Here is a 26,943-nt window from a genome sequence, read left to right as displayed (position 1 = left end):
AAAAATCCCCTTACCTATTGTATTGAAAAAATCTAGGTTTATGATTTTTACATAACTTACGGAACATCACCGACCTACTATCCTTGGGCATAAGACACCTAGCAATTCCTATGATTTTTTTCCAATAATGGTATTATATTGTTAAGTGACTATTTTCCTAAAGGTAGTTTTTAAAACACGAGGAGTTTTTATTAAGCAATATATTTTCCTAATCCTTTAAATTAACTACATAAATCCTGTAACTAAGAATGAATAAATCATTATTAAGGAGTATTCATGATGAATAAAATTAATTTAGATAATCAGTTATTATTCATCCATGCCTTTGAACACGCAGGAATAGGAATGGCACTCATCTCATTGGATGGAAAAATAGTAAAGGCGAATCAGTCTTTATGTGACAGTTTGGGCTATGAAGAAAACGAGCTGTTACAATTAACGATTATGGATATCCTTCCTCCAGAGGATGCAGAAATAGATGAACATATTGTTCAAGTTCTTTTCGAAGGGAAAAGGAATTCATATCAAATGGAAAGACGTTATATCCATAAGAACCAACAGTATATTTGGGCTTTAATGAGCGTTTCATTAGTGAGAGATGAGGACGGCAGCCCTTTATTCTACATCAGTCAGATTCAGAATATCTCTGACAGAAAGTTAGCGGAAGAAAAGCTCCGTGAAAGTGAGGGCAGATATCACAGCTTAGTGGAGGAATCACCGGATGGAGTCATTATTTTAAAAGATGAAAAATGTATTTTTATTAACGCAACAGGAATCGAGATGCTTGGGCTGCTGCATAAAGAAAATATTATCGGGAGACCGATTTATGACTTTATTTTTTATCAGGACCATGAGTGTTTTAAACAGCGCAATTTACATATTCATTCTGTTGGCCCATTTGAAAAGAAATTCATTCGCATGGATGGAAAGATCATTCCTATTGAATTAAAAACGATCCCAACAATATTTGAAAATACTCCGGCTGTCTACATGATTATGCGTGATGTCAGTGAAAGAGAAAAGACAAAGGAATTGATGATTAATTCGGAAAAGCTGACAATTGCCGGCCAGTTAGCAGCCGGAATTGCACATGAGGTTAGGAATCCTTTAACAGCCATAAAGGGCTTCTTTCAAATGATGGAAAGCGACTTTAAGCAAAATAAAATATACTTCGATGTCATTAACTCAGAGATTAATCGAATTGAAACGATTCTAAATGAGTTATTATGGCTAGCCAAGCCTCAAGAATCAAAACTTGCCCAGAAAAACATTGAGGTTGTATTAAACCATGTCCTCACCTTATTAGAAACCCAAACAAATTTAAATAATATCCAAATCATCAAGTCGATCGAGCAAAACCTGCCCATTATTAATTGTGATGAAAACAAACTAAAACAAGTGTTTATTAATTTTCTTAAAAATGCAATTGAGGCCATGCCCAAAGGCGGTGCCATACATATTGATATTCGACAGCAGCATCCTGCCTGGATCATGATTCAGATCACTGATGAAGGTTCAGGGATCCCAGAACATTTACTTACTCGAGTCGGGGAGCCTTTCTTCACAACGAAGGAGAAAGGAACGGGGCTAGGATTAATGATTTGCAAAAACATTATTGCAGAGCATGAAGGAGAAATCATGATCGAGAGTTCATCCAAAGGGACCCATGTCAAAATCCTTTTGCCATACTCGATATAATTCAAGCAGGAGGTCTTCCCTCCTGCTTGAATTATTTATTCCGTCTTGGCAAATGTGCTGGGCATGACAACCGCGATGACTTCGCCGCGGGCGCATACCACATCCTCGGCAAACACTTCGATATCAACCTTCCACTTTTTCGGATGTATTTCGGTTACAGCCCCTATTGCTTTTAATGGGACATCTTGAGGGGTCGGTTTAAGAAAGTCAACCTTTAAGGAGCCAGTTACAAATCGCGGCGGCTCCGCTCCATCCCCAATCTCATGCCCATTTTTACGGTGCAGAGCCAATGCGGCAGATCCTGTTCCATGACAATCAATGAGTGATGCAATTAAACCTCCATAAACAAACCCCGGAATGGCGGTATGCTCTTCTTTAGGCGTATACAACGTTACCGTCTTTTCCCCTAACCAGCCCGTTCTAAAATGGTGGCCATTCTCGTTTAAGCGGCCACACCCATAGCACCAGGCAAAGTCATCCGGATAAATATCTTGAATTGCATGAAGTACCTGATCTTTCATCCCTTCTCCCCCTTTTTTAGAAAATTATAACATAACGCAAAAAAATAACAGCTGCTTTTCATTTAACTAGAAGCAATGATAATGTTGAATATTCCTCTTTATCAAAATAAATTCACTATTTTAAAATAACTTATTTTTATTGACCGCTTTTGCATAATAGCTTATATTACAATGATTAAAACAATTTCATCACCCACTGTTAAAAAATAGTTTTTGACAATTTAAAACTATCGAAAGTATTATAGAATAATATTATTCATTATTTTTTTAATACGAATAGCTTTCTGTAAGATTGCAAATTATAGAAAAAAGTAAGGAGGATTTTTACATGTCTAAAATAGATAAGCAGCAAATTGTTGCGAGCGTCCCGCAAAAGGGATTTTTCGGACATCCTAAAGGATTGTTTACCCTTTTCTTCACAGAATTCTGGGAGCGTTTCTCTTATTACGGAATGAGAGCCATTCTCGTTTTCTATATGTACTATGAAGTGTCAAAAGGCGGATTAGGTATTGACCAGCCTACTGCCCTTGCCATTATGTCCATATACGGATCATTAGTATATATGTCGGGAATCATCGGCGGCTGGTTAGCCGACAGAGTATTCGGAACGTCAAAAGCCGTTTTCTACGGCGGGATTTTGATTATGTTTGGTCATTTAGCCTTAGCTATACCTGGAAATATCACACTTTTCTTTATTTCCATGGTACTGATTGTACTTGGTACAGGTTTATTGAAACCAAACGTTTCAAGTGTTGTTGGGGAAATTTATAGCGAAGAAGATAATCGCCGAGATTCCGGCTTCAGTATTTTCTACATGGGCATTAACCTTGGAGGGTTCCTTGCACCACTAATTGTCGGAAGTACAATGGGTTATAGCTTCCATTTAGGCTTCGGTATAGCTGCTGTCGGAATGTTTTTAGGGTTATTAGTATTTATTTTTACAAAGAAAAAAAATCTTGGTCTCGCTGGCACCATTGTACACAATCCACTTTCACCAGATGAGAAGAAAAAGACCATTACGATATTTGGATTAGTCGCCGTTATTATTGCTATTATTTGTGCAATTGCCATTCCAGCCGGGTATCTAACGTTTGATAGCTTTATTGCACTTGTAGGAATTTTGGGTATTTTGATTCCAACTGCTTATTTCGTTGTCATGTATCGCAGTAAAAAAACAACTGATGTAGAACGCTCAAGAATCATTGCCTATATTCCACTTTTCATTGCTTCCGTCATGTTCTGGGCCATTGCAGAGCAAGGTTCTACCATCCTTGCAGCTTATGCGGATACTCGGACACAGTTAAACTTTGCAGGAATTACGATTTCACCAGCTTGGTTCCAATCATTAAACCCGTTGTTTATTATTGTTTTGGCACCAGTATTTGCTTGGGGTTGGGTGAAACTAGGAAATCGCCAGCCATCTATCCCGCAAAAATTCTCGATAGCTTTACTTTTCGCTGGTATATCATTCCTTGTAATTCTTTTACCAGCGTACTTTGGCGGTACTGATACATTGGTTAATCCATTATGGCTTGTCCTAAGTATATTCATCGCCGTCCTTGGTGAATTATGTTTATCACCAGTTGGTCTATCTGCTACGACTAAACTAGCGCCTGCAGCCTTCTCAGCGCAAACGATGAGCTTATGGTTCTTATCAAACGCTGCTGCTCAAGCTATTAATGCACAAATTGTTAAATTTTACACACCTGAAACAGAAATGGCTTACTTCGGTATCATTGGTGGAGCATCCATCGTACTCTCCATCATCCTATTTATCTTAGCTCCGAAAATTCAGGGCTTTATGAAAGGGATTCGTTAATTTTAGAAGTGCTTGTCATTTAATGAAAAGAAGCAAGGAGTCCTTGCTTCTTTTTTGTTTTTCCTATCCGAAGAAAAACATAATATATATTTATTATTTCAAAAAAACTAAATTTTAGAAATTTGGTAATCGAAATCCAATTATACCAAGGTTTAGAGGCTGAGTATCTTCTTTTCCCTAAATACCCTTTTGACAATTTCGAACTTTCGAAAGTATTATAGAATAATAAGGAGGTCGTCTTATGTCAAATATTAGCAGGCAACAAATTGTTGAAAGCGTTCCCAGAAAAGGGTTTTTTGGTCACCCAAAGGGACTATTTACATTATTCTTCACTGAATTTTGGGAGCGTTTCTCCTATTACGGTATGAGGGCTATTCTTGTATTCTATATGTACTATGAAGTGTCAAAAGGCGGTTTAGGATTAGATCAGTCATTTGCGCTATCAATTATGTCGATTTACGGTGCACTCGTTTATATGTCGGGAATTATTGGCGGCTGGATGGCAGATAGGTTAATCGGCACATCTAAAGCTGTATTTTACGGCGGAATTTTAATTATGTTTGGTCATGTCGCTTTGGCTATTCCCGGAAATACAACGATGTTCTTTATTTCCATGGTGCTGATTGTACTTGGTACCGGATTATTGAAACCGAATGTTTCTAGTATTGTTGGTGACTTGTATAGCGAAGAAGATGGACGACGTGATTCTGGCTTCAGTATTTTTTATATGGGAATTAACCTTGGCGCATTCCTTGCTCCGTTAATCACAGGCAGCGCTATGGGAAAAAGCTTCCACCTAGGTTTCGGTTTTGCTGCTATTGGGATGTTTTTAGGATTACTCGTTTTTATTTTTACTAAGAAAAAAAATCTCGGGCTTGCAGGAACAATCGTTCCTAATCCACTATCTCCAAATGAGAAGAAAAAGGTATTTACAATTTTTGTTTTATCTGTAATTGCAATCGCTGCCATCTGTGCAGTCGCTATTCCTGCAGGGTATTTAACTTTTGATGTATTTATTGCATTCATTGGAGTTCTTGGTATTTTAATACCAACTTTGTATTTCATTGTGATGTACCGCAGTAAAAAAACAACAGATGTGGAACGTTCTCGAGTCATTGCCTATATTCCGCTTTTTATTGCTTCTGTCATGTTCTGGGTTATTTATGATCAAGGGGCTACTATTCTTGCAAACTATGCAGATAAGCGTACACAATTAGATTTTGCAGGCATTCATATTTCACCTGCTTGGTTCCAATCTCTGCCAGCATTATTTATTATCATCTTTGCACCTGTATTTGCTTGGCTTTGGATAAAGTTAGGGAAGCGCCAGCCAACCATTCCGCAAAAGTTTTCAATCGCTTTATTATTAGCTGGATTATCCTTTATCGTCATTCTATTGCCAGGGTATTTGAGTGGCGGAGATTCGCTAGTTAGTCCAATATGGCTTGCACTAAGTTATTTAATTGTCTCTCTTGGCGAACTATGCTTATCACCTGTAGGACTTTCAGCTACAACGAAATTAGCACCTGCTGCTTTCTCTGCACAGACAATGAGTCTATGGTTTTTATCAACAGCAGCTGCAGGGGCGATTAATGCACAAATCGTTAAGTTCTATTCACCAGAAACGGAAATGATGTACTTTGGCATCATCGGCGGGGCTTCCATCGTGCTTTCGATCATCCTTTTTATGTTAGCTCCAAAAATTCAGAGCTTCATGAAAGGAATTCGTTAAAAAAAGGACCCTGGTTCCGTTATTTATCTAAAAAGATTGCTTTTTAGAAGTTAATAGACTTGGGTTCCGCTATTGAGTGAAAAGAAAGCTATTTTCTTATAGATTTCATTCATTAGCGGATCCTGTGTCCGATTCATTCGATAAATATGCGAATTTATGGAAATAGAGGATTGTCTGTCCGCTAAAATTAAGAAAAAAAGCAAGGGGCATCTAATAAGTCGATTTTTCGACTACTGGATGCCCCTTCTCATATCAACACTATTGATTTTCTTTGTTTGAACCCTTTTAAACTACCTTCTTATATTTCTACTTTTCTTCCTACACCGAGCTTAATAGCCTTTTCATAGGCGGCCGATGCAACAGCCAAATCAAAATATGCAATCCCAACTGATTTAAAAAAGGTGATCTCTTCATCCGATTCCCTGCCAGCGATTCTCCCTGCTGCCAGCTCTCCAATTTCCCCATGAAGGTCTGAAAAACTCCATTCTCCTCTGTTTGCAGGAATAATAAAATCACCAGCCTCATCTTTTACTCCTTCAATCGTATCAGCAACAATTTTTGAGCATTTACGAAGAGTTTGTACGTCTACCTCTTGCATATGCGGGAGATACGATCCAACACCATTAATATGTGTTCCAGGCTGCAGCGCTTCCCCTGAAAAAACAGGAGTTTCTGAGCGCGTACTGCAAATAACGATCTCTGCTTTCGAAACAGCTTCATCTGCATGACCTATAATCGCAATTTCGCCTTTATACTCTGGGCTAAGATCTGCAATTTTATCAGCAAATGCATGTGCTCTTTCTTTTGTTCGATTATAAAGCAAGATTTTCTTAATATCACGAACCTCCAGAACAGCCTGAAGCTGCTCCTCTGCCATTCCGCCACAGCCAATGACTGCTACCGTTGATGCTGTTTCCTTCGCAAGATACTTCGTTGCGATCCCACTTACCGCCCCCGTACGAAGCCTTGTTAAATAAGAGGCATTCATGCAAGCAAGATGGTCTCCATTGTCGGTGTCACTTAAAACAATGACACCCTGAGTGGTCTTCTTCCCTACTGATGGATTGTTTGGAAAAATGGTGACTACCTTGACAGCCGTTTTTCCGATTGGCTCCATGGCACTAGGCATATAGAGGGCCGATGCATTCTTTTCGGGGAATTCCAGAACCGTCCTGTGCGGATTAAGAATTTTTCCTTCTATGTAATGTTGTAAAGCTTGTTCCAAGTCCTGAATCGCGTCCTTCATTGTATACATGGATCGCAGTTGTTTTTCTGATATGACTAGCAAAATAAGTACCTTCTTTCTAGTAAAGGAAAACCACTTGCCTCGGTCCCTTTTATTTTTTTAAGCTACTTCCAATTCTTACGGTCACGCACAGCGCAAATCACAACAAGAGAAATGAGCGCTGATAAAATAATATATATCGCCACGGGAACGCACCTTACTTTCCAAGATATCCCTCCCCTATATTTTATCACCATCATAACGGCTGAAGAAGGATTTAACAATATAAAAGTCCCATTATTTCCATATTTCCAAATATTATAGACGTCGCTCTATATCTCTTCTTTTTAAAAGTAATTTGGGCTAAATTACAATTTTTTCAAGGGAAACGGGGTGGTATTTGACTAAAATCGCTATAGTATCCAAATATTAATTATGGATAAATAATTTTCCTAAATAGGAATAATTCCTATGAATATATTCCACTATGCCAATCTAACCAATTTTTTTAAATCGCAAATTATTATTGCAATATAATTGAATGCATCTTACAATAAAGTGCATAAAAATTCATTTTGTGAACTTATTTACATTCATATAGTCATGGTCTTTGTCGATGGACTATTTCCGCTTCATCGGAATATCGACAATTTTATTATTTTACAATAAAGGAGCTTAAAAATGGATAATCCTATTCAACAAGACAAAAAAGGATTGAACATCAATGCTTTTGTCCTCATTTTCTTTGTCATTGTCATCGCTACGATTTTGACTTATATTTTGCCAGCAGGAGAATATGATAGAATTGAGAAGGCTGGACGCACGATTGTCGTTCCGGACTCATTTCATTTTACGGACCCATCTCCAGTTGGATTCTTTCATATCTTTACTAGCATTCATTCAGGCATGGTCCAAGCAGCAGGAATCATCTTTTTCGTTTTACTTGTGGGCGGCGCCTTTGGCGTATTAAAGGCGACTGGCGCTCTCGATGCTTTGATTGTCAGTATTACTAACAAGCTAGCCAATAAAGAATTATTGCTTATTCCAGTAGTAACGCTGTTTTTTGCGGCTGGCGGCACATTGATGGGGATGGCGGAAGAAACGATCGTTTATATAGGGATCATTACGCCATTAGCTATTGCTTTAGGCTTTGATGCCATGGTTGGGTATGCGATTGTAGCACTTGGAGCGAATATTGGATTTATGAGTGCCGTTATGAATCCATTTAACATTGGGGTTGCCCAAAACATTGCCGAACTGCCAACTTTTTCTGGCATGGGTTTAAGGCTAGTTCTTCTCGCGGCTTTCTATTTAGCAGGAGTTATTTATATTTATCGCTATGCTAAAAAAATCAAAAAAAATCCTGAGCTTAAATTTTTTGGCAATTTCCATGAAGGAACAAGTAAAAATAAGCAAACACAAATAAAGCTCGAAACTCGTCATAAATTAGTATTAATTGTTTTTCTTCTTAACTTTGTTGCACTCATTTTTGGCGTTTTAAAACTAGGCTGGTATATAACTGAAATCGGCGCCCTCTTCCTATTATTTGGAGTTATTGCCGGGGTCATCGGAAAATTAAGCCCGAATAAAATTGCAGACAGCTTTTTAGAAGGAGTAAAAGAAGTCATCAGCGGAGCCATCATCATTGGATTTGCGCAGGCGATCCTTGTTGTCATCCAGGATGGGAAACTGATGGATTCAATTCTTTATTACTCTTCTTCCTTCCTAGGTCTGCTTCCGCCAGCCTTAAATGCAATGGGGATGTTTTTCGTTCAGCTGTTTCTAAATTTCCTCGTTCCATCTGGAAGCGGACAAGCGGCTCTTACAATGCCAATTATGTCTCCTCTGTCTGATTTAGTAGGCGTGACAAGACAGACAGCCGTTCTAGCGTTTCAGCTTGGTGATGGGATATCCAATTCTATATTCCCAACATCAGGCGTACTCATTGCGGGGCTTGCGATGGCTGGCATTCCTTATACAAAATGGGTAAAATGGGTACTCCCATTTATATTCATTCAAGTAGGACTAGCGATTGTTTTCCTGCTGATTGCACAAATGATAAAATACGGGCCTTTTTAAGAATTGAATTCACCTATGGGGTATGCGGAGGAAACCTTTAATCCTAACCGCATGCTCCATAGGCTTTTCCATGACCAAAAGTTTTATGACTTAATTATGATTTGGAGGTTTCATTCATCATGCTACAGACAAAATTAGTTGATTCAAATTTAATCGACTGGACAATTAAACTTCGGAGACATTTTCATATGCACCCTGAGCTATCGGGGCAAGAATACGAAACAGCTGCTTATGTAAAGGAAAGATTAGCTGAATTCGGAATTGCCGTTGACAATCGTTTTTCAGCACCAAATGTAGTCGGCTATTTTAAAGGGACCGAAGGAAAAAAAACAATTGCACTTAGAGCGGATATGGATGCCCTTCCCCTTCAAGAAGAGGGAGACAAATCTTACATTTCAACTGTTCCAGGCGTTATGCACGGATGCGGCCATGATGCCCACACAGCTACCCTGCTCGCCGTTGCTAAATGGATGAGCTCGAATCCGCATTTAGTAAAAAATAATATTGTGTTCATCTTCCAAAGCTCTGAGGAAGCGTCTCCTAGTGGAGCGAAGCAGCTTGTGAAAGAGGGCGTTTTAGATGGTGTGGACGCTATTTACGGAATCCATTATATGTCCGGTGTGCCGCTTGGCAAAATCGGATTTGCCACAGGCTATGCAATGGCTTCCAGTGATGACTTTGACATCACGATCGAAGGAAAAGGCGGACATGGCGGTTATCCTCATGAGGCGGTCGATCCAATCTATATTGCCACTCATCTTATTCAGTCGTTCCAATCCATTATCAGCCGAAACCTGAATCCTTTGCACGCGGGCGTGATTTCAATTGGAGGCATGCAAGCTGGTAATTCCTATAATGTCATTCCAGATAAGGTGACGCTGCAAGGTACGATTCGGGCCCTAACATTTGAAGGCGCCGAATTAATGCACGAAAAAACAGAGCAATTAACAAAGGACATTTGTGCAAGCTTTGGCGCAAAAGGTCATTATCATTTTATCGAAGGGACTCCACCGTTATACAATCATCCAGAAGCATGCGAATATGCAAAAGGAATCATCGAAAAAACCTTTGGTGAAGGCGTGTTTATGTCCATTGATCCCGTAATGGGAGCAGAAGACTATTCCTTTTATTTGAAGGAAAGAGTTGGGGCTTTCGTCAACATTGGCATGCAAGGAGAGAAAAGCCAGTACCCTCACCATCATCCAAAATTTGATGTAGATGAGGATACGATTCCAGCAGGTATTGAAACGATGCTTCAGCTGGCTTTAAATGCTTAAGCAACATGATAGGATTTTTCTAATGAAAGAGGGGCCGCTCCCCTCTTTTTTTATTGTCTAATTTTCCTCAGCTTTTTTACTAGAATCAATCTCCTAATATTTCTATTTACTTTTTTATTTTATCTTGTTATCATGATAACATGGTAACGCACTAAAGGATTATAACAAAAGGTGGTCTACTACTAATGAAACGTTTTTCAGCTATTATTCTATCTTTATTTACTGTTTTTACTATTTTGGCAGGCTGTTCATCAAATGCCAGCACGAAGAATAACGAAATTATTATTGGAATTGACGATAAATTTGCTCCTATGGGCTTCCGTGATAAGGATAATAATCTTGTAGGCTTTGATATCGATTATGCGAAAGCTGCAGTTGAAAAAATGGGGAAAGAAGTTAAATTCCAGCCGATTGATTGGAAAACAAAGGAATCTGAACTCAGCAGCGGACGAATCGACCTCATCTGGAATGGGTATACCATTACTGATAAACGAAAAGAAATGGTTTTATTCACAAAGCCTTATTTAGCGAATGCCCAAGTAATTGCAACAAAAGCTGATTCTGACATTAGCACTTTGGCTGATTTGGATGGAAAGGTGATTGGTCTTCAAAGTCTTTCCTCTGCATCTGATGCCTTAAATGCAAATCCGATTAAAGACAGCATCAAGTCTGTTTCCGAATACGCCGATAATGTTCTTGCTTTAAGTGACTTAAAGTCTGGCCGAGTAGATGCGGTTATCATTGATGAAGTCGTTATTGATTACTATATGGCCCAAGAAGAGGGTACATTTAAGGTTCTCGATGAATCATTAGCGCCAGAGGAATACGGTGTAGGTGTGAAAAAAGGGAACGATGAGTTATTAAAAGAACTGCAAAAAGCCCTTGATGAGTTGAGCGCGGACGGTACTGCTGCTGAAATCTCAGAAAAATGGTTTGGTGAAGACAAAGTTCTAAATTAATCGTACAAATTATAGAAGCAAACAGGGTTTCCCTCGGAAAGCCTGTTTTGTTTTTGGAGGAATTCTTTCATGATGGACTACATTCTCACAATTATTAAGCCCATGCTTGAAGGGGCTCAGATGACAATCCTATTATTTATTATCGCCATCATAGTGTCCATTCCATTAGGCTTTCTTTTAACTTTAGCTGTAAAAAGTTCGATCAAGCCTCTTTCGTGGTTGGCACAGGCCTATATTTATGTGATGCGTGGAACCCCGCTCCTCTTGCAATTATTATTTATTTGTTTCGGGCTCCCGCTTATCCCTGTAATCGGGGAATATTTAGTGCTTGACCGTTTTGTTGCAGCCTGCTTAGGCTTTATTTTGAATTACGCCGCCTATTTCGCGGAAATTTTCCGTGGTGGTCTTTTGGCTATTGATAAGGGACAATATGAGGCTTCACAGGTTCTTGGCTTAAGCAAATGGCAGACAACGACAAGAATAGTACTGCCGCAAATGTTCCGTATTGCGCTCCCTGCTGTTTCAAATGAATCGGTGACACTTGTTAAGGATACTGCATTGCTATATGCTGTCGCTGTACCGGAGCTTTTGCACTTTGCCCAGACAGCCGTCAACCGCGACTTTACCATTGTGCCGTTTTTCATTGCCGGCATTATTTATTTAGGAATTACGCTTATCTTAACGTTGCTCTTTAAATGGCTAGAACGGCGCTATAAATTTGAATAAGAAGGATTGATATTATGGCTATCATAGAAGTATCCAACCTAAAAAAATCATACGGTCATTTAAATGTCCTGAAGCAAATTACATTTGATGTTAAAAAGAATGATGTCATCGCCGTCATTGGCCCTTCCGGTTCAGGAAAAAGCACCATGCTTCGAAGCCTGATTCATCTTGAGAAAATCGATGATGGCAGCATTTGTATAGATGGTAATTACCTAGTTAAAAATGGTGAGTATTCCAAACCGCAGGAATTGAATCGGATTACGTCCAAAATGGGGATGGTTTTTCAGCACTTTAATCTATTTCCTCATCTTACGGTAAGAGAAAATTTAGAAATTGCTCCTAAGATGGTGAAAAAGGAATCTGCGGAATCCCTTCACAAGCGCAGCATGGAAATTCTCGAGAAGATTGGGTTAGCGGATAAAGCAGGCACATATCCTGGAAATCTCTCAGGCGGACAAAAACAAAGGGTCGCTATTGCGAGAGCTTTAATGATGGAGCCAGAGATTCTTCTGTTTGATGAGCCTACTTCAGCCCTAGACCCGGAATTAACGGGTGAAGTGCTGCAAGTAATGAAAACACTCGCTGAAGAACAAATGACGATGATTGTCGTCACTCATGAAATGGGCTTTGCTAAAGAGGTCGCCAATCAGGTTCTATTTATGGATAACGGAGAAATTGCGGAGTCCGGCCACCCGGACCAATTGTTCTCAAATCCTCAATTTGACCGGACAAAAGCCTTCTTGAATCGGGTGCTTAAATAAGCTAATGGAAAAACATTTCTAAAAATCCCTTGCAATTATGGGAACCTTCAGTTAACATTGAATACAATTAAATAAGTTCTTATTTCAAGATCTTTTTGAAGTGAGGATAGAGGCGCAAAGACCATCAGTACACAATCGGAGGATAATGAGACCCTATGATGATTGTGAAAAGGGGAATTTGCCGAAGTTTTAGGAATCTCATGTTCTTAAAGCTGGGCCTGTGTTGAATAAATACAGGACTGTCATATAGGAGAGACTATATGGAGGGCTATCGCACAAGAAACGGTGATTTTTTTACACTATTGTTTCTATAGCAACAGCGAGTCCCTCGTTGTTGCTTTTTTGCGTTTAGTTTTAAATAGGCCCTATCACCTCTACTTTTTAAAAAAAAATTTAAAAAAGGGTGTGTGAAGTTATGAATTTTGGTCAAGTACTTACAGCAATGGTAACGCCATTTGATCATAACGGTGAGGTTGATTTTGAAGCGACAAAAAATTTAGTTAACTATTTAATCGAGAATGGGTCAGACGGATTAGTTGTTGCAGGTACTACTGGTGAGTCGCCAACTTTAACAGAGGAAGAGAAAGTGGCTCTATTTAAGTTTGTTGTTGAGGTAGCTGGCGGCAGAGTTCCCATCATAGCTGGAACAGGTTCGAATAATACAAGAGCTTCCATTAGCTTGACTAGAAAGGCTGAAGAGGCTGGAGTGGATGGCATTATGCTTGTTGCGCCATACTATAACAAACCATCTCAGGAAGGCATGTATCAGCATTTTAAAGCTATTGCTGAAGCAACGTCATTACCGATCATGCTGTACAATATTCCAGGACGAAGCGTTGTGAATATGTCAGTTGAGACCATTGTAAGACTTTCAGAAATTCAAAATATCGTAGCAATTAAGGAAGCTAGCGGTGACTTAGATGCCATGGCCCAAATCATCAGCCAAACCCCAGCTGACTTTACTTTATACAGTGGGGATGACGGTCTTACTTTACCGGTTCTAGCTATTGGAGGAGCAGGGATTGTATCTGTTGCTGCCCACATTATCGGGAACGAAATGCAAGACATGATTAATAGCTTTAAAAATGGTGAGCTTCAGAAAGCAGCTGCTGCCCATCGCGAGCTTCTTCCGATTATGAAGGCTTTATTTAATGCTCCAAATCCAACACCAGTAAAAGCTGCTCTTAATCTGCAAGGCATTCAAGTTGGCGGAGTCCGGCTCCCATTAGTTCCTTTAAACAATACGGAAATGACTGCATTGCAGGAAGTATTGCAAACACCTCAGCCAGTAAATGTAGGGTAAAAGGCTTATAAATAGAAGAAGACATTCAAGCACACTCGGTTGATAGGAGTGTGCTTTTTATTATTTCATGGCGACCATTTTAGGTGGCTCCCTTTGAAAAACACGCGCCATAAAGCTTTCATGACGACCGTTTCAGGCGTCCCCACTTGAAGATGCGCTCCTTGAAGCTCTCATGACGATCGTTTTGGACGGCTCCACTTGAAAACGCGCTCCATGAAGCTTCCATGGCGAGCGTTTCGGGTGGATCCCCTCGAAAACGTGTTCCATAAAGTTCTCATGACGACCGCTTCAAAGTGTACCTGCAACAAAATACAGAAGAAAGAAAAAAGCAATGACATACATCGTTCCTGTAACTTCCTTTTTTCTGCCTGTTGCCCACTTTAATACCGGGTAAGCAATAAAGCCAAAAGCAATTCCGTTAGCGATATTAAACGTTAGCGGCATGATGGCCAGCATTAAATAGGCAGGGAAAGCCTCTGTAAAATCGCTAAAGGGAATTTCTTTTATCGATTGGACCATAAGACATCCAACAATGATCAAAACGGGTGCGATTGCACTATTAGGAATCACTTTAAAAATTGGTGTTAGAAAAAGTGCCGGTATAAACAGTAAGCCAGTTGTTAATGAGGTTAAGCCCGTTCTGCCGCCCGCGGCAATACCTGTTGCGGACTCAGCAGCGGTCGTTGTCGGGCTGCAGCCAAAAAGGCCCGCACCGATGACTGAAAAGGAATGAGCTTGAAAGGACTTGCGAAATTTCGATTTATCTGGAAGCATGCCAAGCTGAACACTCATATTTTGGAAAATAATGACCATCGATAAAGAAAATACGGCTGTCCAAAAATGAAACGTACCTATTTGGCTAAAATCAAAAGCTAAAAAAACCTCTTGATAACCGTTAAATGAGAGATGGAAATCACGCAACTTTGAAAAGTCCACAATACCAAATAAAGCTCCAATGAATGTCCCTATCAAAATTCCGATCAAAAAGTTCCCTTTAACATTCTTCTGAAACAACGGTACAAGAATAAGCAGAGTAAGCAAGGTCGTTAATGCATGGGGATCGCTAATCTTTGCCAGCGCTACAAAGGTTCCCTCGTTTGCTACGATTACACCCCCATTTTTCAGACCTAGAAATGCAATAAATAAGCCAATTCCTGCAGTCATAGCATGAATCATAGACATCGGAATAGAGTTTGATAAAAAAACAGCGACTTTCGAAGTTGTCGTTAATACATAAACAATTCCCGCTATCAACACAACGGCTAAAGCCTGCTGCCAAGATAGGTCGAAAGATAACACGAGTGTAAATACGAAAAACGCGTTGTCCCCCATCCCTGGAACGATGACCAGTGGAGAATTTGCCCATAAGGCTAATAACATACAGCCTATAAAGGAGCAAATCACTGTGGCAATAGTGACAGCTTCATAAGGCATGCCAGCCATATTCAAAATCGCACCGTTGACAACAATGATATAGGCTACCGTAATAAATGAGGTTAGGCCAGCAACCATCTCTGTGCGGACACTCGTATTTTCTTCTTGAAGATGAAACCATTGATTTAATTGTTTTAACAAGAGCCAATCACTTCTTTCTAATGAAAAGCACCACAGCAGATTGTGCTTGCCGCAAGAATATATAACCCTCAAGGGCATGAATAATCGAAAAAATGACAGTAAAAACAAATGCCCTAACTAAGCCAATCCAAGAGATAGAGATCCTAATCCTACCGTTTCGGCATAGTAAGCGATAATCGCTGAAAAGAAAGCACCGCTACTATGAATCCTTCAAGTCCAATATTAATGAAACCTGATCTTTTAAACAAATTTTTCGTATTAATTCCCATGGTATAATGTTCATTATCATTCCAAAGAAAGTAGAAACAATGAACTGAAAGGTTGGATTCCTTTGATTACCAAAATTACAGACTGCGCTATTTTCGCTAATATTACCGAGAATGAATTATCTAATATCATTCCTTTACTTAAAGAACGTCATTTCAAAAAAAACCATGTTCTAATATTTGAAAATGATCAAAGTGATGAGATTTATATCATTCGCTCAGGAATGGCAAAAGTCTGCCGTATACATGAAGGCAGGGAAGTTGTACTTGGTATAACAATGCCTGGAGATATTATTGGTGAGACAGAAGCACTTTCTAACGACCAGCACCGAATCTCATCGATTGAAGCAATAGAGAATGTTTCAACCTGGCTTATTTCCAGGAATGATTTCTTAAATATCGTGGAAAAATATCCATCAGTCCTTAGAAAAGCCTATATGATTCTTGTCGAGAGGACCCGCATCCTTAATCGGCTAGTTCGGTATTTAACCTTCTATGATGTCCGTACGAAGGTTGCAAATTTACTCATAGATTTATTTTATAACTTCGGAAAACCATGTGATAACGGTTACAAAATAGACCTGAAAGTAAATCAGTCTTTACTAGCAAATATGCTGGGTGTGACGAGAGAATCAATTTCCAAAACCATAGGTGATTTTCAAAATGAGGGCCTTATTGATGTACAAGGTAAGTATTTTTACCTCCTTGAAAAAGACAAACTGGAATTGATATGTAACGAAACTGAAGAGACCCCATCACTTCGCAAATGGAATTCTCTTTAGTCTGGAGAGTAATTCAAATATAGCAAATAGTTGTAGGTAGTTCAGTTATGCGATTAACGTTTTTTTGTGAATTGGCTCACACTTTTGTCGTTATCCCTTTAACAGACTTCAAAATTTTATTGTGTTATGATTTTTTGGAATCGCTTTCGAATGATAGAATTTTGGAGGGAAGATATATGAGTTTTCATATCGAGGCAAAAGTTGGAGAAATTGCAGAATCCGTATTACTGCCGGGAGATCCGCTGCGTGCCAAATATATTGCTGAGACTTTTCTAGAAGATGCTGTTTGCTATAACCAAGTGAGAGGCATGCTGGGCTTCACAGGAACATATAAAGGGAAACGTGTTTCCGTACAAGGAACAGGGATGGGTATGCCATCAGCATCTATCTATATTCATGAATTAATTAAAGATTATGGCGCCAAAAGCCTTGTTCGCGTTGGCACTTGCGGAGCCATTCAAGAGGATGTAAAAATTCGTGATGTCATCATTGCTCAAGCTGCTGCCACAAACTCAGCTATTATCCGCAATGATTTTCCTGGATATGATTTTCCACAAATCGGGAATTTCGAATTAATAAAGAGCGCATACGAAATCGGCGTTGAAAAGGGCCTTAATCTTCATGTGGGTAATGTTCTATCTTCTGATCTTTTCTATACAGACGATACGGAAACATTTTTAAAGCTAGGAAAATTAGGCGTTTTTGCTGTTGAAATGGAAACGGCTGGACTTTATTATTTAGCAGCCAAATTTGGCGTGAAAGCTTTATCTATTTTAACTGTAAGTGATCACATCATTACTCATGAGCAAACAACAGCTCAGGAAAGACAAACCACTTTTAATGACATGATTGAAGTGGCTTTAGAGGCGGTAACAAAATAAAGTAATATTGAAAAGAGATACATTTTCTAACCTTAACTTGATGATCAAGTCAATCCTAAGCTTATCGAGCCGTACAGTAAGACTATCGTACGGCTCTTAAGTAAAACCGATACCCTCTTATCCATTTTATTCCTCTTAGAAACCCTCTACTATACATAGAGCTGTTCAAACAAAAAAGCAGTGCCTTTTTTCTAAATAGTCACTGCTTTTAGTATTCTACTTATTCATCTTAGCAAGGAAATCACCAAGCAGATCATCAAGGTCGAAATTGGTTTCGGCAGTTTCTTCCTCTACCTCCAGCTCCTGATTTTTCTTGGCGGTTTCCCAATCAAACGCCATTAGATCATCGTCCATTGATTCTTCTAAAGCAGCTGCTGATTCCTGTTCATATTTTGAAAGATTAGCCGTTTCCTCATTTACAGTGGGAATCTCGGGTTCTTCTTGCAAATACAATGCTTCATTAATATCGATAGATTTGCTGTTCATAGATGCGAGTAATGAGGTTGACCGAACGGGATCGATTAGCAGCTGATAAATAATATTGCCTATGAGGGCTTCGGAATGCTCATGCTTTAGCCAATCTCGCTGGGATTTACTCAATCTCTGAGGAAGTGGAATAGTGATCGTTTCCCTTTCTTGGGAGCAGGATTTTCCAACTCCCTCTAGAACAAACTCGGCCATTTTGCTTGAGAAATTTCTTCGTTCCGTTTCCTTTAGCTTTTGGAGATGCTTTAATAAGTGGTCAGGTGTATCTGAAGGGACGCGAAAGGATATCGCTTGTCCCCTTTTGATCATACCTGATTTTGATTTTTCCATAGAATCACCTTAGCCCTTCACAGGCTCTTTGACCGCTTTTACCTTTTCCATTTTCCTTGAATAGTCTTTAATTAATTTATAATAGGCATTGGCCATCATCCAAATGCTCTCTTTTTCATTTTCAAAAAAATCTATGTTATACCCATCTAAATTATTGTTTATGGTTTTTATATATTCCTTGAGTACATTCGCTCCGCCGCCGACAAAATAGCAGATCTCTGTCTGCGAGTTTTTTTGCCACACATTCCGCAATAAACGATACTGCTTCTTAGCCAAATCAAGCAGGATTCGATCTGTAATGTCATGGACACTTGTACGGCTTCCTTTTACCATAATATGATTGCGGTCATTTTTCTTCGTGATAATTTCAACCACATCTCTGCGGCTGTCGAGTTCAATGCCATGCTTGGATCTTATTTCTTCTCTAATGGCTTCTAATGATTCGGACACACCAAGATTAAACCCTTGAGCCTTATCATCATCAACATTTCGGTTCTTAATAACCGCTATATCGGTAGACAGCCCCCCGATATCCTGGATAATAATCCTTTTGTCGATAAGATCCTTATTAATAATCTTTAAATCATTATCCATGACTAGATTAATATAAGCAGCAAATCCTTCAGGATATACCTTGACCTCATCGAACCTTAGATTCACCTTTAATCCTTGGTATTTAGGGGTAACAAGAAATTCCACCTGATGGACAGACCCTATTAATTTCGAACGGTATCCAGCATCCTTTCCCTCCTTAACCTCACGAAGAGGGAGTCCCGTTCCGAGTGTGTAGGCAGCATCGATGATATTTTTTGTCCGCTGGAAGACATCTTTGTTTTCTGACCTTACTGCATCTAAAGCCAGTGTTGCAAAAAGCATAATTAATGTTTGATCTTCCTCTGATTTACTGCTCCCAGGGTCAAGCTCTGATGCGCTATTGCTTTTTGTTGCCAAGTTTCCAACTCGGTAGATGACGTTATTCTCCTTTAGAGCAGGTGAATGGACCTTTATATGTATGCCATCAAGCGGATTTTTCTGATCGAGTTCTTCAATTCCAATGATCGGACGATCCTCTGTGTCCCTAGCAATAATATTAGGAATATTTAATTCGTACTCTACTTCCCCGAAAATAGCCTTAACCGAGTCATTTCCAACATCAATCGCTGCAATTCTGGATTTAGTCATTTCATCTTCATCCCTTTTCTATTTAATTGTTTTATATGTATAAAGCAGTTTCTACATTTAAGGTTAAGGGGGATAATTGAAATCTTCAATGGACGTAGCCGAAATAAAATACAACTGTAAATCAGTAAACATCTTGTAAACTTAGTGATTTTTTGTAAACATTTATGTATACTTGTGTAACAAATTCGTACACCTATTGCTACTGAAGGATGTATACGAATTTGTAAACAAGTAAACGAATTTGTGTACGGAAAGTTTACAGTTTGTAAACAAGTAAACAGTTAATAAATGAATCTAGCACGATTGATTTTTATTTTATCCTTTGCCACTATTTTTACATCTCCACCCTTTCTTTCCTTATGTAATAAGAAATCAGATCTGCATCTTGAATAATTAAATAAAAAAGGAGATATTTTTCATGGAAAAATTACAATTTCTATATCAACTTAAGCTCATTCCATCGTTATTAGATGAAGACAATTGGACTGACAAGGAGAATAACATTGTTCAGGAGCATTTTGAGGTTTTACAAAACTTAGAAAAGGAAGGGAAACTCATATTAGCAGGCAGAACATTAGATACTGACCCACTAGGGCTAGTTATTTTGGAAGTAGATACAGAAGAAGAAGCAATAGAGCTTATGGAAAATGATCCTGCTGTTAAAAATGGAATTATGGAAGCAAAGCTTTCCCCTTATCGATTAGCAATACTAAGAAAATAAAAAGCTAGGAACAAAGACATGAGTAGGCTAACCTTTGTCTTTGTTCCCTTTAACAATCATCATATATTAATGATGTTCAAATAACTTCAAATACTCTCCATACCCTTCATCCGCAAGCTTGTTCTTAGGAATAAATCGCAGTGCAGCAGAGTTTATACAATACCGCGCATGGTCTGGACCAGGTCCATCATCGAAGACATGCCCCAAATGGGAGTCGGATGTTTTTGCACGGACCTCTATTCGCCTCATTCCGTAAGAGCCATCAAACTTTTCCTCAATTTCTGTTCTTCGCAATGGCTTTGTAAAGCTCGGCCAGCCGCAGCCGGCATCGTATTTATCCTTCGAACTAAACAACGGCTCACCTGAAATAATATCTACATAGATTCCCTCTTCCGTATGGTCCCAAAATTCGTTTCGGAACGGAGGCTCAGTCGCGTTATTTCGTGTTACTTCATATTGAATCGGAGTTAACTCCTTCCTCAATTGTTCTTCACTTTTGCGGTTTTTCCAGTTCTCGCGTATAAATCGCGCACGGCCCGATCCTTCTTTGTAAAGATTATAGTGAAGTGGGTTCGTTTTATAATAATGCTGATGCTTATCCTCCGCACGGTAAAAACGGCTCGCTGGCAGAATTTCAGTTACGATCGGTTTTTGAAAACGACCGCTCTCAGCCAATTCCTTTCTTGAGGCTTCGGCCATTTCCCTTTGCTCTTCATTATGATAAAAAATCGCCGTACGATAGGATAGCCCACGATCATTGAACTGCCCTCCCTCATCGGTTGGGTCAATTTGCTGCCAAAACAGGTCAAGTAATTTTTCATACGGGAAAATAGCAGGATCGAATGTAATTTGGACCGCTTCATAGTGTCCAGTTGTATCGGAGCAAACCTCTTCATAAGTTGGATTTTCCTTATGACCGCCCGTGTAGCCTGAAATGACCTCCCTAATCCCCGGCTGCTCATCAAATGGTGATACCATGCACCAAAAGCAGCCTCCAGCAAACGTTGCCAGCTCTAGTTTTTCTGACATTCCAAATCAGCTCCTTTCTTTACTTTCTATTATCATACCGCAAAAAAATAGACGAGAGTAGTTTACTCCCGCCTGACTGCAGATTATTCTAAAAAGGTTTATTTGGCTCATAGGTTGGCTGTTGGTTTTGCGCCTGGTAAGCCTGGCTTTTCGCTATCGCCTGTTGTACGCTTTCCTCTAAGGAAAACTCCGTATCTGTCTTGCCAAAATGCCCGAATTGGTCTTGAGCTTCCACTACCCGCTGCTGTTCCTTCGCTTGATCTAACTTTCGCTTTAGCATGCGCGCACACTCCCCTCTATGACTAAAATACATCTATAGAGTTTCCAAACATACGCGCATTATGCGAGTAAACAGTTCTTAAAAGGAAATGGCTTTTTTCTGGTTTTCACGACCGATAAGACGCTTAAACTGAAGATAGAAATAAACGGTCAATCCTGCAGAAATGATTCCGAAAATCACTACCATCATCTGCAGCCCAACTAAATCCAGTAAAAATCCTGTTCCTAGAAGGACCACCTGGAACATCACTCGATCTAACATACTGCGGAAAGAGAAAAAGCGCCCATGGAATTCTTTCGGCATTCTTGTTTGAAAAATGGTCGCAGCAGTAGGATAAAAACAGCCAACTGAAAAACCAACAACCGCGAAGGCTGTAACCGTCACTATTTTTGAATCTACGAAGAATAATGAAACTTGTGCAAATCCAACGATGAGCGAGAAGAAAAACATAATGCTATAAGGTGACCAGCGATCACTCATTTTCTTCACCGCAAAAGCCCCTATCATAAAGGCAATCCCTTCAGCCGAATAAATAAGCCCCTTCAGCAATTGATCATCATGAAATTCACTAATTTTTATTACTAGAAGGTTAAAGCCGCCTAAGAATAACAGCGGAACAAGCGATAAAACAAGTGTCATTAATACGATCGGCAGCCCTTTAATGACAGGTAATACCTCTTTAAAACTGCCCTTTGATTTGGACGTGCTCGTGTTTTTCTGCTTAACCGGTTCATCAATTTTTAAAAATAAGGTAAATACGAATAGGAAGAAATAAGCAATAAATGATGAAAGATATAACATAAACAACGACATAGCTACTAGCAGAATGCCTGCTAAGGATGTACCTAAAATCCGGGCAATCGTGGCTACATTCATATGGACTCCGTTCATTCTCAATAAATCTTTTCCATCCACAATTAAAGGAATGGCTGCTTGAAGTGCCGGGAAATAGAATGAAGCGGCAATCTGAATACTAATGACAAAGGATATAAGCCAAAGAATGGAGCCGGTTTGCAATGCAATAAACATAAAGAGTACACTCACCATTCTCCCTAGACCTGCATAGATCATCACCATTTTCTTCCTCTTTTGGTCCGTAATCCTTCCTGCAATGGGACCAGCCAGTATACCGGCTAATAACCCAATCGCCAAAATAACAGACTTCATAAAATCCGATGGCACCTTTTCCTGCATAAATTCAAGGTTTCCGATAATACCCATCCATAAGCCAAACCCAGCGATTAATTCCCCACATAAAATGATCCAGACATTTTTGTTTCGCCACATATCCAAATTTCCCCTTAAATTTCATTCGATAATCGAAATATATATGATTATATCCTAAATATTATGATATGGCATTAAAAAGACTTGGAAAAAAGTGTTTAATTTCTCATTAATACATAATGGCTGGAAAATAGAGACATATTGGAAATGCAAATTTTAGGCAAAAAAAAGAAAGCAATCCTATTTGCTTTCTCGAATAATTTAAGCAAGTGCTTTCTTAGCTTCCTGCCGCTGTTCCTTAATTAGAAGTCCCCCGATTAAACCGACAAGCGAAAATAAAACCGGTATGATAAATCCGTAGTGATACCCACCTGCAGCCGTACCAAAGTGATCTAATACCTTCCCAAAAATACTTGGCAAAAGAACAGCACTCAGAAAACCGCCTGTATTCGCAAATCCCGAAACAAATCCAACTTCCCTTACATCAAAGGATAGGCGTACAACGGCAAAAGTAAACATATTAGCCCCGTTACAAAAGCCGATGATAAAGAATAGCGAAATCAGCATAAAAAGTGGCGGCTTCCCGCTTAATACAAAAAACACACTCCAGCAAATAACGGTGATGAAATGAACAACGACATAAGGCCGCTTAATCGTCCCTAACCGATTGGCCACCCAGCTCGATAAAGGAGATCCCATAACAGCACCAATCAGACCAATCATAATGAGCTGGCTCGCATCGGAACGTGTCATCCCGTACATGTGCATCCCATATGGCACCGCCCACGAACCGATAAATCCGATATATGTTCCGACAATCCCGAAGTGACAAAAGAAGGTTGCCCATGCTTGGCGGCTTGTAAGGATGCGCCTAAGCAGACTCAGTGTCTTTTCACGTTTTTCCCTTATTTTTTGGGGGGCAGATGCGGAATCAGTATCGGTTTTAAACATCTGTTTCGGTTTATGAACGAGGACAAAGTAAAGAATGAATCCGCTCAGCAATAATATAAGACCCGTTGTAAAAAATGGTTTTCTCCAGCCCCATAACGTAATCCACTCAGAAAAAGGAACTGTTGCCAGCAGGAAGCCCAGACTCCCAACCATCCCCGCTATTCCAATCAATCCTACAAATTCATTACCCTTAAACCACAGACTTAAGATTAAGACTACGTTTACCCAAATGGTGGCATCCCCAATTCCTACTAATAATCTAGCAAACAAGAGAACATATTCATGCTCTGCCAAGCTATAAATCATCGTCCCTGCACCATTTAATAATGTTCCCGCGATAAGAAAAATATTAGGCCCGAATCGATCTGACAGGATGCCAATTGGTATTTGCAAACTAGCATACGCCAAAAATTGAATACTTGTCAGCAATCCAATGGTCGATGCCGTTACACTAAAGTCCTTCATAATTTGATCTGTAATTAATCCTGGGGCTGTTCTTTGACTTGCGATTACACAATAGGTAAACAAGACTGTGGCAAAAACAACCCACCTATACTTACTATTTTGTTTATCCACTCGTTTCTACCCCTATAAATTTTTATGATTTCTTCATTATACACTAGATTCTTCGTGTGCCGAACTTTTCTTTTCTATTATATGGAATACCGCGAAAAAAAATCACAGAGCACGTCTGGGGGTGTACTCCGTGATTTTCTAGCCTTATTTTATTAATGCCAATTCCCCGCTTTGTAGCTACCTTTTCGAAAAGGCAGCCACCAATTCCATTTCCCAAACAGCTTCATTAAGCTCGGGACGAGCAAAAGCCGAATAATCGTTGCATCAATGGCCACGGCAACAGCGATCCCAACCCCGATCTGTTTCACCGGCATCACATCCGTAAAGGCAAAGGCACCCGTTAAAACAATCATGATCAAGGCAGCGGAAGTAATAATTTTACTCGTTGTGGCTAGGCCCTCCACAGTGGCCCTGTCATTGTCAAAGGAACTTGCATATTCCTCCTGCATTCTCGAAATAAGAAAAACTTCGTAATCCATGCTCAGCCCAAATACGAGACTAAAGACGAGAACCGGAATAATGAGTGCAATCGTACCAGCCGTCAGTCCAAAATGACCATATTGAAAAATATAAACAAGGATCCCGAACGTCGCTGCTAATCCGATGATATTCATCAGGATTGCCTTAATCGGAATGAGAATCGAACGGAATGCAAGCATCAGAATGAAAAAGGTCGAAACGATAATAACGGTGAGAACGAGCCAAATTTGATTCGAAATTTCATCAAAGATTTCTTGATTAAATTTTGGCTGTCCTCCAATGAGTAAATCGAATTCTGTTTCTTTTTCCGATAATTGGCGAGCCCAATCCTGTGCTTTTGTCGAGGCCCCAGAAGCATTTAAGGTAACGGGAATGAGCAGCTTTTCATCCTTAATGAATGATTCTGTTAACGGTTCGAGCTTGGCCTTCATTTCGGGTACCGTCCATGCCTGTTCCCATTCCTCCGGCGAGTGAATCCCGCTCAAAGCATAAATGGTTTTGACCTCTTCAACTAGCGGGTCTTTTAACAGATCCTCTTCTAATTTCTTCATCTGCTCTAAACCATCCGTATCCTGCCAGCCATCTTCGCGGGCGGCTACAATAAAAGCAGAGGCTTTCTTTCCAAGGCCAAATTCATCCTCCAGCAACTCATAGGCTTGACGGGAATCATACGACTCAGGCAAAGAATCAATTTGCGGAATCGTTAAATTCATGTCTTTTGCAGGGATAAGAGCAATTCCTAATAAAATGAGAGCGATGATCGTAATGATAACAGGACGCTTTATGACCGCATTTGCGAAAAGGCGCCAGCGATCCGTCCCGTTTTGGTTTACTTTTAGCAGCTGCCACTTATCAATTTTATCCCCTAATGCGATTAATACGGATGGCAGCAGCGTGATGGAAGTGAGCACTGCCATCGCAACAACAATCATCCCGCCTATCGCGATATTTTGAAAAATCTCGACTCGAATGAAAAGCATAGCGCCTAAACCGATAAACACACAAAAGGCAGAAAAAATGACTGATCGCCCAGCTGTCCGAATGGTTGTAGAAACCGCCTCAAACAAGTTTGATTTTTTCCGTTCCTCCCGATACCGACTAATAAACAATAGAGCAAAATCAATGCTCAGCGCGAGCCCCAGCATCGGAATGATGTTCATGACAAATATAGATAAATCCACATGGCCGCCTACTATCGTCAGCGTTCCAAAGGAAATGAGAATCGTTGTAATTCCAATAATTAACGGAATCGTTGAAGCAATAACCGTTCCAAAAGCAAAAAGAAGAACGATCACTGCAATAGGGAGGCCAATCGCTTCTGCAATCATTAAATCCTTTTGACTGGCTGTATTGATATCCTTGGAAATCGCAGGTGCCCCTGTCAGCACAATTCCCTCTTCATCTCCAATTGTTTCACGAATATCTGTTACGACTTGGGTCATATCCAGATCCTTATCATCAAATTGAAGAATGGCATAAGCTAGCTGATCTTTATAGAGTGACGGGTCTTCTAAAGGCGAGGCTATGGTAGAAGCAACACCAAGTTCCTCTACTTTTTTTACCATAGCATCGATTTTTTTATCGCTAGCTTCGTTGAAAACGAGGAACATGGTTTCTACTGGCATATTGAATGTGTCCGCAGTGATATCCATAACCTCCGAATGCTCCCCATTCATCCGAAACCCATCGCCCTGCAGCATAGCTGGAAGCCGCATAGCAAAAAACGACATAACAACCGTCAGTACTATCCATGCCAAAATGATAAATTTATATGTTTTCGTTACAAAACGCGCTAATGTCCGAATAGTCCCCTTCCCCCCATCTGAACAATGACTTTTACCCTTTAAGTTTAGCCGATGAGCAGAGAATTGTCTCTTGAAAAAGGAGTGGGTTGGGAAGGAACAAGTTCTTGAGGGTGTTTTTATCGGAGAGCGATAAAAATACATGTATTTACCGTTTTATATTAGTGTTTTTACCGAGACCTTCACAATCCTTACATTGAACACTTCTATGTTAGCGTTTTTCTAGCTTACCCTACAAAACCCTTACATTGAACGCTCCTATGTTAGTGTTTTTC

22 protein-coding genes and 1 riboswitch are annotated in these 26,943 nt (G+C 39.7%); of the genes, 12 read left to right on the top strand and 10 right to left on the bottom strand.

Annotated elements, in window-relative coordinates; genetic code table 11:
• Positions 1-276 precede the first annotated feature (276 nt).
• The gene (locus V7164_RS01165) at positions 277-1,698 is read left to right on the top strand and encodes a PAS domain S-box protein (protein ID WP_335353236.1); all 1,422 of its coding nucleotides are present in this window, start codon (positions 277-279) and stop codon (positions 1,696-1,698) included.
• A 35-nt stretch (positions 1,699-1,733) separates the two neighbouring features.
• Here the strand turns inward: V7164_RS01165 and V7164_RS01160 are convergent, their stop codons facing one another.
• Positions 1,734-2,219 (bottom strand): PaaI family thioesterase, encoded by a 486-nt coding sequence (locus tag V7164_RS01160; protein ID WP_335353235.1) that lies wholly within the window; start codon positions 2,217-2,219, stop codon positions 1,734-1,736.
• 328 nt (positions 2,220-2,547) lie between these two features.
• Between V7164_RS01160 and V7164_RS01155 the strand changes: the two genes are divergently transcribed.
• Both V7164_RS01155 and V7164_RS01150 read left to right on the top strand, forming a co-directional pair.
• The gene (locus V7164_RS01155; RefSeq protein WP_335353234.1) at positions 2,548-4,038 is read left to right on the top strand and encodes a peptide MFS transporter; all 1,491 of its coding nucleotides are present in this window, start codon (positions 2,548-2,550) and stop codon (positions 4,036-4,038) included.
• Between the two features lie 241 nt (positions 4,039-4,279).
• The gene (locus V7164_RS01150; RefSeq protein WP_335353233.1) at positions 4,280-5,770 is read left to right on the top strand and encodes a peptide MFS transporter; all 1,491 of its coding nucleotides are present in this window, start codon (positions 4,280-4,282) and stop codon (positions 5,768-5,770) included.
• Positions 5,771-6,068: 298 nt separating this feature from the next.
• Here the strand turns inward: V7164_RS01150 and V7164_RS01145 are convergent, their stop codons facing one another.
• Positions 6,069-7,058 carry an ornithine cyclodeaminase family protein gene (locus V7164_RS01145; RefSeq protein ID WP_335353232.1) on the bottom strand — a complete coding sequence of 330 codons (990 nt, stop codon included), beginning with the start codon at positions 7,056-7,058 and terminating at the stop codon, positions 6,069-6,071.
• A 618-nt stretch (positions 7,059-7,676) separates the two neighbouring features.
• On the opposite strand from V7164_RS01145, the gene V7164_RS01140 reads away from it, so the two are divergent.
• The 6 genes from V7164_RS01140 (at position 7,677) to dapA (ending at position 14,100) form a co-directional block, all read left to right on the top strand.
• Complete coding sequence (locus tag V7164_RS01140; protein WP_335353231.1) at positions 7,677-9,074, top strand: YfcC family protein; 1,398 nt, start codon at positions 7,677-7,679, stop codon at positions 9,072-9,074.
• 119 nt (positions 9,075-9,193) lie between these two features.
• Positions 9,194-10,351 carry a M20 metallopeptidase family protein gene (locus tag V7164_RS01135; protein WP_335353230.1) on the top strand — a complete coding sequence of 386 codons (1,158 nt, stop codon included), beginning with the start codon at positions 9,194-9,196 and terminating at the stop codon, positions 10,349-10,351.
• Between the two features lie 185 nt (positions 10,352-10,536).
• Positions 10,537-11,310: an amino acid ABC transporter substrate-binding protein gene (locus V7164_RS01130; protein WP_335353229.1), complete on the top strand. Its 774-nt coding sequence runs from the start codon at positions 10,537-10,539 to the stop codon at positions 11,308-11,310.
• Positions 11,311-11,379: 69 nt separating this feature from the next.
• Positions 11,380-12,036 (top strand): amino acid ABC transporter permease, encoded by a 657-nt coding sequence (locus V7164_RS01125; protein ID WP_335344797.1) that lies wholly within the window; start codon positions 11,380-11,382, stop codon positions 12,034-12,036.
• A 14-nt stretch (positions 12,037-12,050) separates the two neighbouring features.
• On the top strand, positions 12,051-12,797 hold the full coding sequence (locus tag V7164_RS01120; protein WP_335353228.1) for an amino acid ABC transporter ATP-binding protein: 747 nt from the start codon (positions 12,051-12,053) through the stop codon (positions 12,795-12,797).
• Between the two features lie 99 nt (positions 12,798-12,896).
• A riboswitch (Lysine riboswitch) is annotated at positions 12,897-13,076 on the top strand.
• Positions 13,077-13,212: 136 nt separating this feature from the next.
• On the top strand, positions 13,213-14,100 hold the full coding sequence (gene dapA, locus V7164_RS01115) for a 4-hydroxy-tetrahydrodipicolinate synthase (protein ID WP_335353227.1): 888 nt from the start codon (positions 13,213-13,215) through the stop codon (positions 14,098-14,100).
• Between the two features lie 288 nt (positions 14,101-14,388).
• Here the strand turns inward: dapA and V7164_RS01110 are convergent, their stop codons facing one another.
• Positions 14,389-15,675: an NCS2 family permease gene (locus tag V7164_RS01110; RefSeq protein ID WP_335353226.1), complete on the bottom strand. Its 1,287-nt coding sequence runs from the start codon at positions 15,673-15,675 to the stop codon at positions 14,389-14,391.
• A 331-nt stretch (positions 15,676-16,006) separates the two neighbouring features.
• Here V7164_RS01110 and V7164_RS01105 point away from each other — a divergent pair, with 331 nt between their 5' ends.
• Complete coding sequence (locus V7164_RS01105) at positions 16,007-16,723, top strand: Crp/Fnr family transcriptional regulator (protein WP_335353225.1); 717 nt, start codon at positions 16,007-16,009, stop codon at positions 16,721-16,723.
• Between the two features lie 176 nt (positions 16,724-16,899).
• Positions 16,900-17,604: a purine-nucleoside phosphorylase gene (gene deoD / locus V7164_RS01100; RefSeq protein ID WP_335344804.1), complete on the top strand. Its 705-nt coding sequence runs from the start codon at positions 16,900-16,902 to the stop codon at positions 17,602-17,604.
• A gap of 216 nt (positions 17,605-17,820) precedes the next feature.
• Here deoD and V7164_RS01095 read toward each other — a convergent pair whose 3' ends face one another.
• Both V7164_RS01095 and V7164_RS01090 read right to left on the bottom strand, forming a co-directional pair.
• On the bottom strand, positions 17,821-18,420 hold the full coding sequence (locus tag V7164_RS01095) for a hypothetical protein (RefSeq protein ID WP_335353224.1): 600 nt from the start codon (positions 18,418-18,420) through the stop codon (positions 17,821-17,823).
• Positions 18,421-18,429: 9 nt separating this feature from the next.
• On the bottom strand, positions 18,430-19,602 hold the full coding sequence (locus tag V7164_RS01090; protein ID WP_335344806.1) for a ParM/StbA family protein: 1,173 nt from the start codon (positions 19,600-19,602) through the stop codon (positions 18,430-18,432).
• Positions 19,603-20,020: 418 nt separating this feature from the next.
• On the opposite strand from V7164_RS01090, the gene V7164_RS01085 reads away from it, so the two are divergent.
• On the top strand, positions 20,021-20,323 hold the full coding sequence (locus V7164_RS01085) for a YciI family protein (protein WP_335353223.1): 303 nt from the start codon (positions 20,021-20,023) through the stop codon (positions 20,321-20,323).
• A gap of 66 nt (positions 20,324-20,389) precedes the next feature.
• On the opposite strand, the gene msrA is transcribed toward V7164_RS01085, so the two are convergent.
• The 5 genes from msrA to V7164_RS01060 form a co-directional block, all read right to left on the bottom strand.
• Entirely contained in the window at positions 20,390-21,352 is a 963-nt protein-coding gene (gene msrA / locus V7164_RS01080) for a peptide-methionine (S)-S-oxide reductase MsrA (RefSeq protein ID WP_335353222.1), read from the bottom strand.
• Between the two features lie 88 nt (positions 21,353-21,440).
• The gene (locus V7164_RS01075; RefSeq protein ID WP_335353221.1) at positions 21,441-21,632 is read right to left on the bottom strand and encodes a hypothetical protein; all 192 of its coding nucleotides are present in this window, start codon (positions 21,630-21,632) and stop codon (positions 21,441-21,443) included.
• Between the two features lie 78 nt (positions 21,633-21,710).
• On the bottom strand, positions 21,711-22,919 hold the full coding sequence (locus V7164_RS01070; RefSeq protein WP_335353220.1) for an MFS transporter: 1,209 nt from the start codon (positions 22,917-22,919) through the stop codon (positions 21,711-21,713).
• A 201-nt stretch (positions 22,920-23,120) separates the two neighbouring features.
• Positions 23,121-24,386 (bottom strand): MFS transporter, encoded by a 1,266-nt coding sequence (locus tag V7164_RS01065; RefSeq protein WP_335353219.1) that lies wholly within the window; start codon positions 24,384-24,386, stop codon positions 23,121-23,123.
• Positions 24,387-24,538: 152 nt separating this feature from the next.
• Positions 24,539-26,671, bottom strand: a complete 2,133-nt coding sequence (locus V7164_RS01060; RefSeq protein WP_335353238.1) for an MMPL family transporter — start codon at positions 26,669-26,671, stop codon at positions 24,539-24,541.
• Positions 26,672-26,943 lie beyond the last annotated feature (272 nt).

This window comes from Bacillus sp. JJ1474 (genome assembly GCF_036965225.1).
In the GTDB taxonomy this organism is placed as follows: domain Bacteria; phylum Bacillota; class Bacilli; order Bacillales; family Cytobacillaceae; genus Cytobacillus.
The sequence above is the reverse complement of the archived record's forward strand: the minus strand, read 5'-3'. Positions and strand labels throughout refer to the sequence as shown.

Bases quoted from the DNA above. Each gene is read 5' to 3' on its own strand.
- V7164_RS01075 (WP_335353221.1), bottom strand. From the start codon at position 21,632: ATGCTAAAGCGAAAGTTAGATCAAGCGAAGGAACAGCAGCGGGTAGTG.
- V7164_RS01165 (WP_335353236.1), top strand. From the start codon at position 277: ATGATGAATAAAATTAATTTAGATAATCAGTTATTATTCATCCATGCC.
- V7164_RS01090 (WP_335344806.1), bottom strand. From the start codon at position 19,602: ATGACTAAATCCAGAATTGCAGCGATTGATGTTGGAAATGACTCGGTT.
- V7164_RS01150 (WP_335353233.1), top strand. From the start codon at position 4,280: ATGTCAAATATTAGCAGGCAACAAATTGTTGAAAGCGTTCCCAGAAAA.
- V7164_RS01140 (WP_335353231.1), top strand. From the start codon at position 7,677: ATGGATAATCCTATTCAACAAGACAAAAAAGGATTGAACATCAATGCT.
- msrA (WP_335353222.1), bottom strand. From the start codon at position 21,352: ATGTCAGAAAAACTAGAGCTGGCAACGTTTGCTGGAGGCTGCTTTTGG.
- V7164_RS01070 (WP_335353220.1), bottom strand. From the start codon at position 22,919: ATGTGGCGAAACAAAAATGTCTGGATCATTTTATGTGGGGAATTAATC.
- V7164_RS01125 (WP_335344797.1), top strand. From the start codon at position 11,380: ATGATGGACTACATTCTCACAATTATTAAGCCCATGCTTGAAGGGGCT.
- V7164_RS01160 (WP_335353235.1), bottom strand. From the start codon at position 2,219: ATGAAAGATCAGGTACTTCATGCAATTCAAGATATTTATCCGGATGAC.
- V7164_RS01130 (WP_335353229.1), top strand. From the start codon at position 10,537: ATGAAACGTTTTTCAGCTATTATTCTATCTTTATTTACTGTTTTTACT.
- V7164_RS01155 (WP_335353234.1), top strand. From the start codon at position 2,548: ATGTCTAAAATAGATAAGCAGCAAATTGTTGCGAGCGTCCCGCAAAAG.
- deoD (WP_335344804.1), top strand. From the start codon at position 16,900: ATGAGTTTTCATATCGAGGCAAAAGTTGGAGAAATTGCAGAATCCGTA.
- V7164_RS01120 (WP_335353228.1), top strand. From the start codon at position 12,051: ATGGCTATCATAGAAGTATCCAACCTAAAAAAATCATACGGTCATTTA.
- V7164_RS01135 (WP_335353230.1), top strand. From the start codon at position 9,194: ATGCTACAGACAAAATTAGTTGATTCAAATTTAATCGACTGGACAATT.
- V7164_RS01095 (WP_335353224.1), bottom strand. From the start codon at position 18,420: ATGGAAAAATCAAAATCAGGTATGATCAAAAGGGGACAAGCGATATCC.
- V7164_RS01085 (WP_335353223.1), top strand. From the start codon at position 20,021: ATGGAAAAATTACAATTTCTATATCAACTTAAGCTCATTCCATCGTTA.
- dapA (WP_335353227.1), top strand. From the start codon at position 13,213: ATGAATTTTGGTCAAGTACTTACAGCAATGGTAACGCCATTTGATCAT.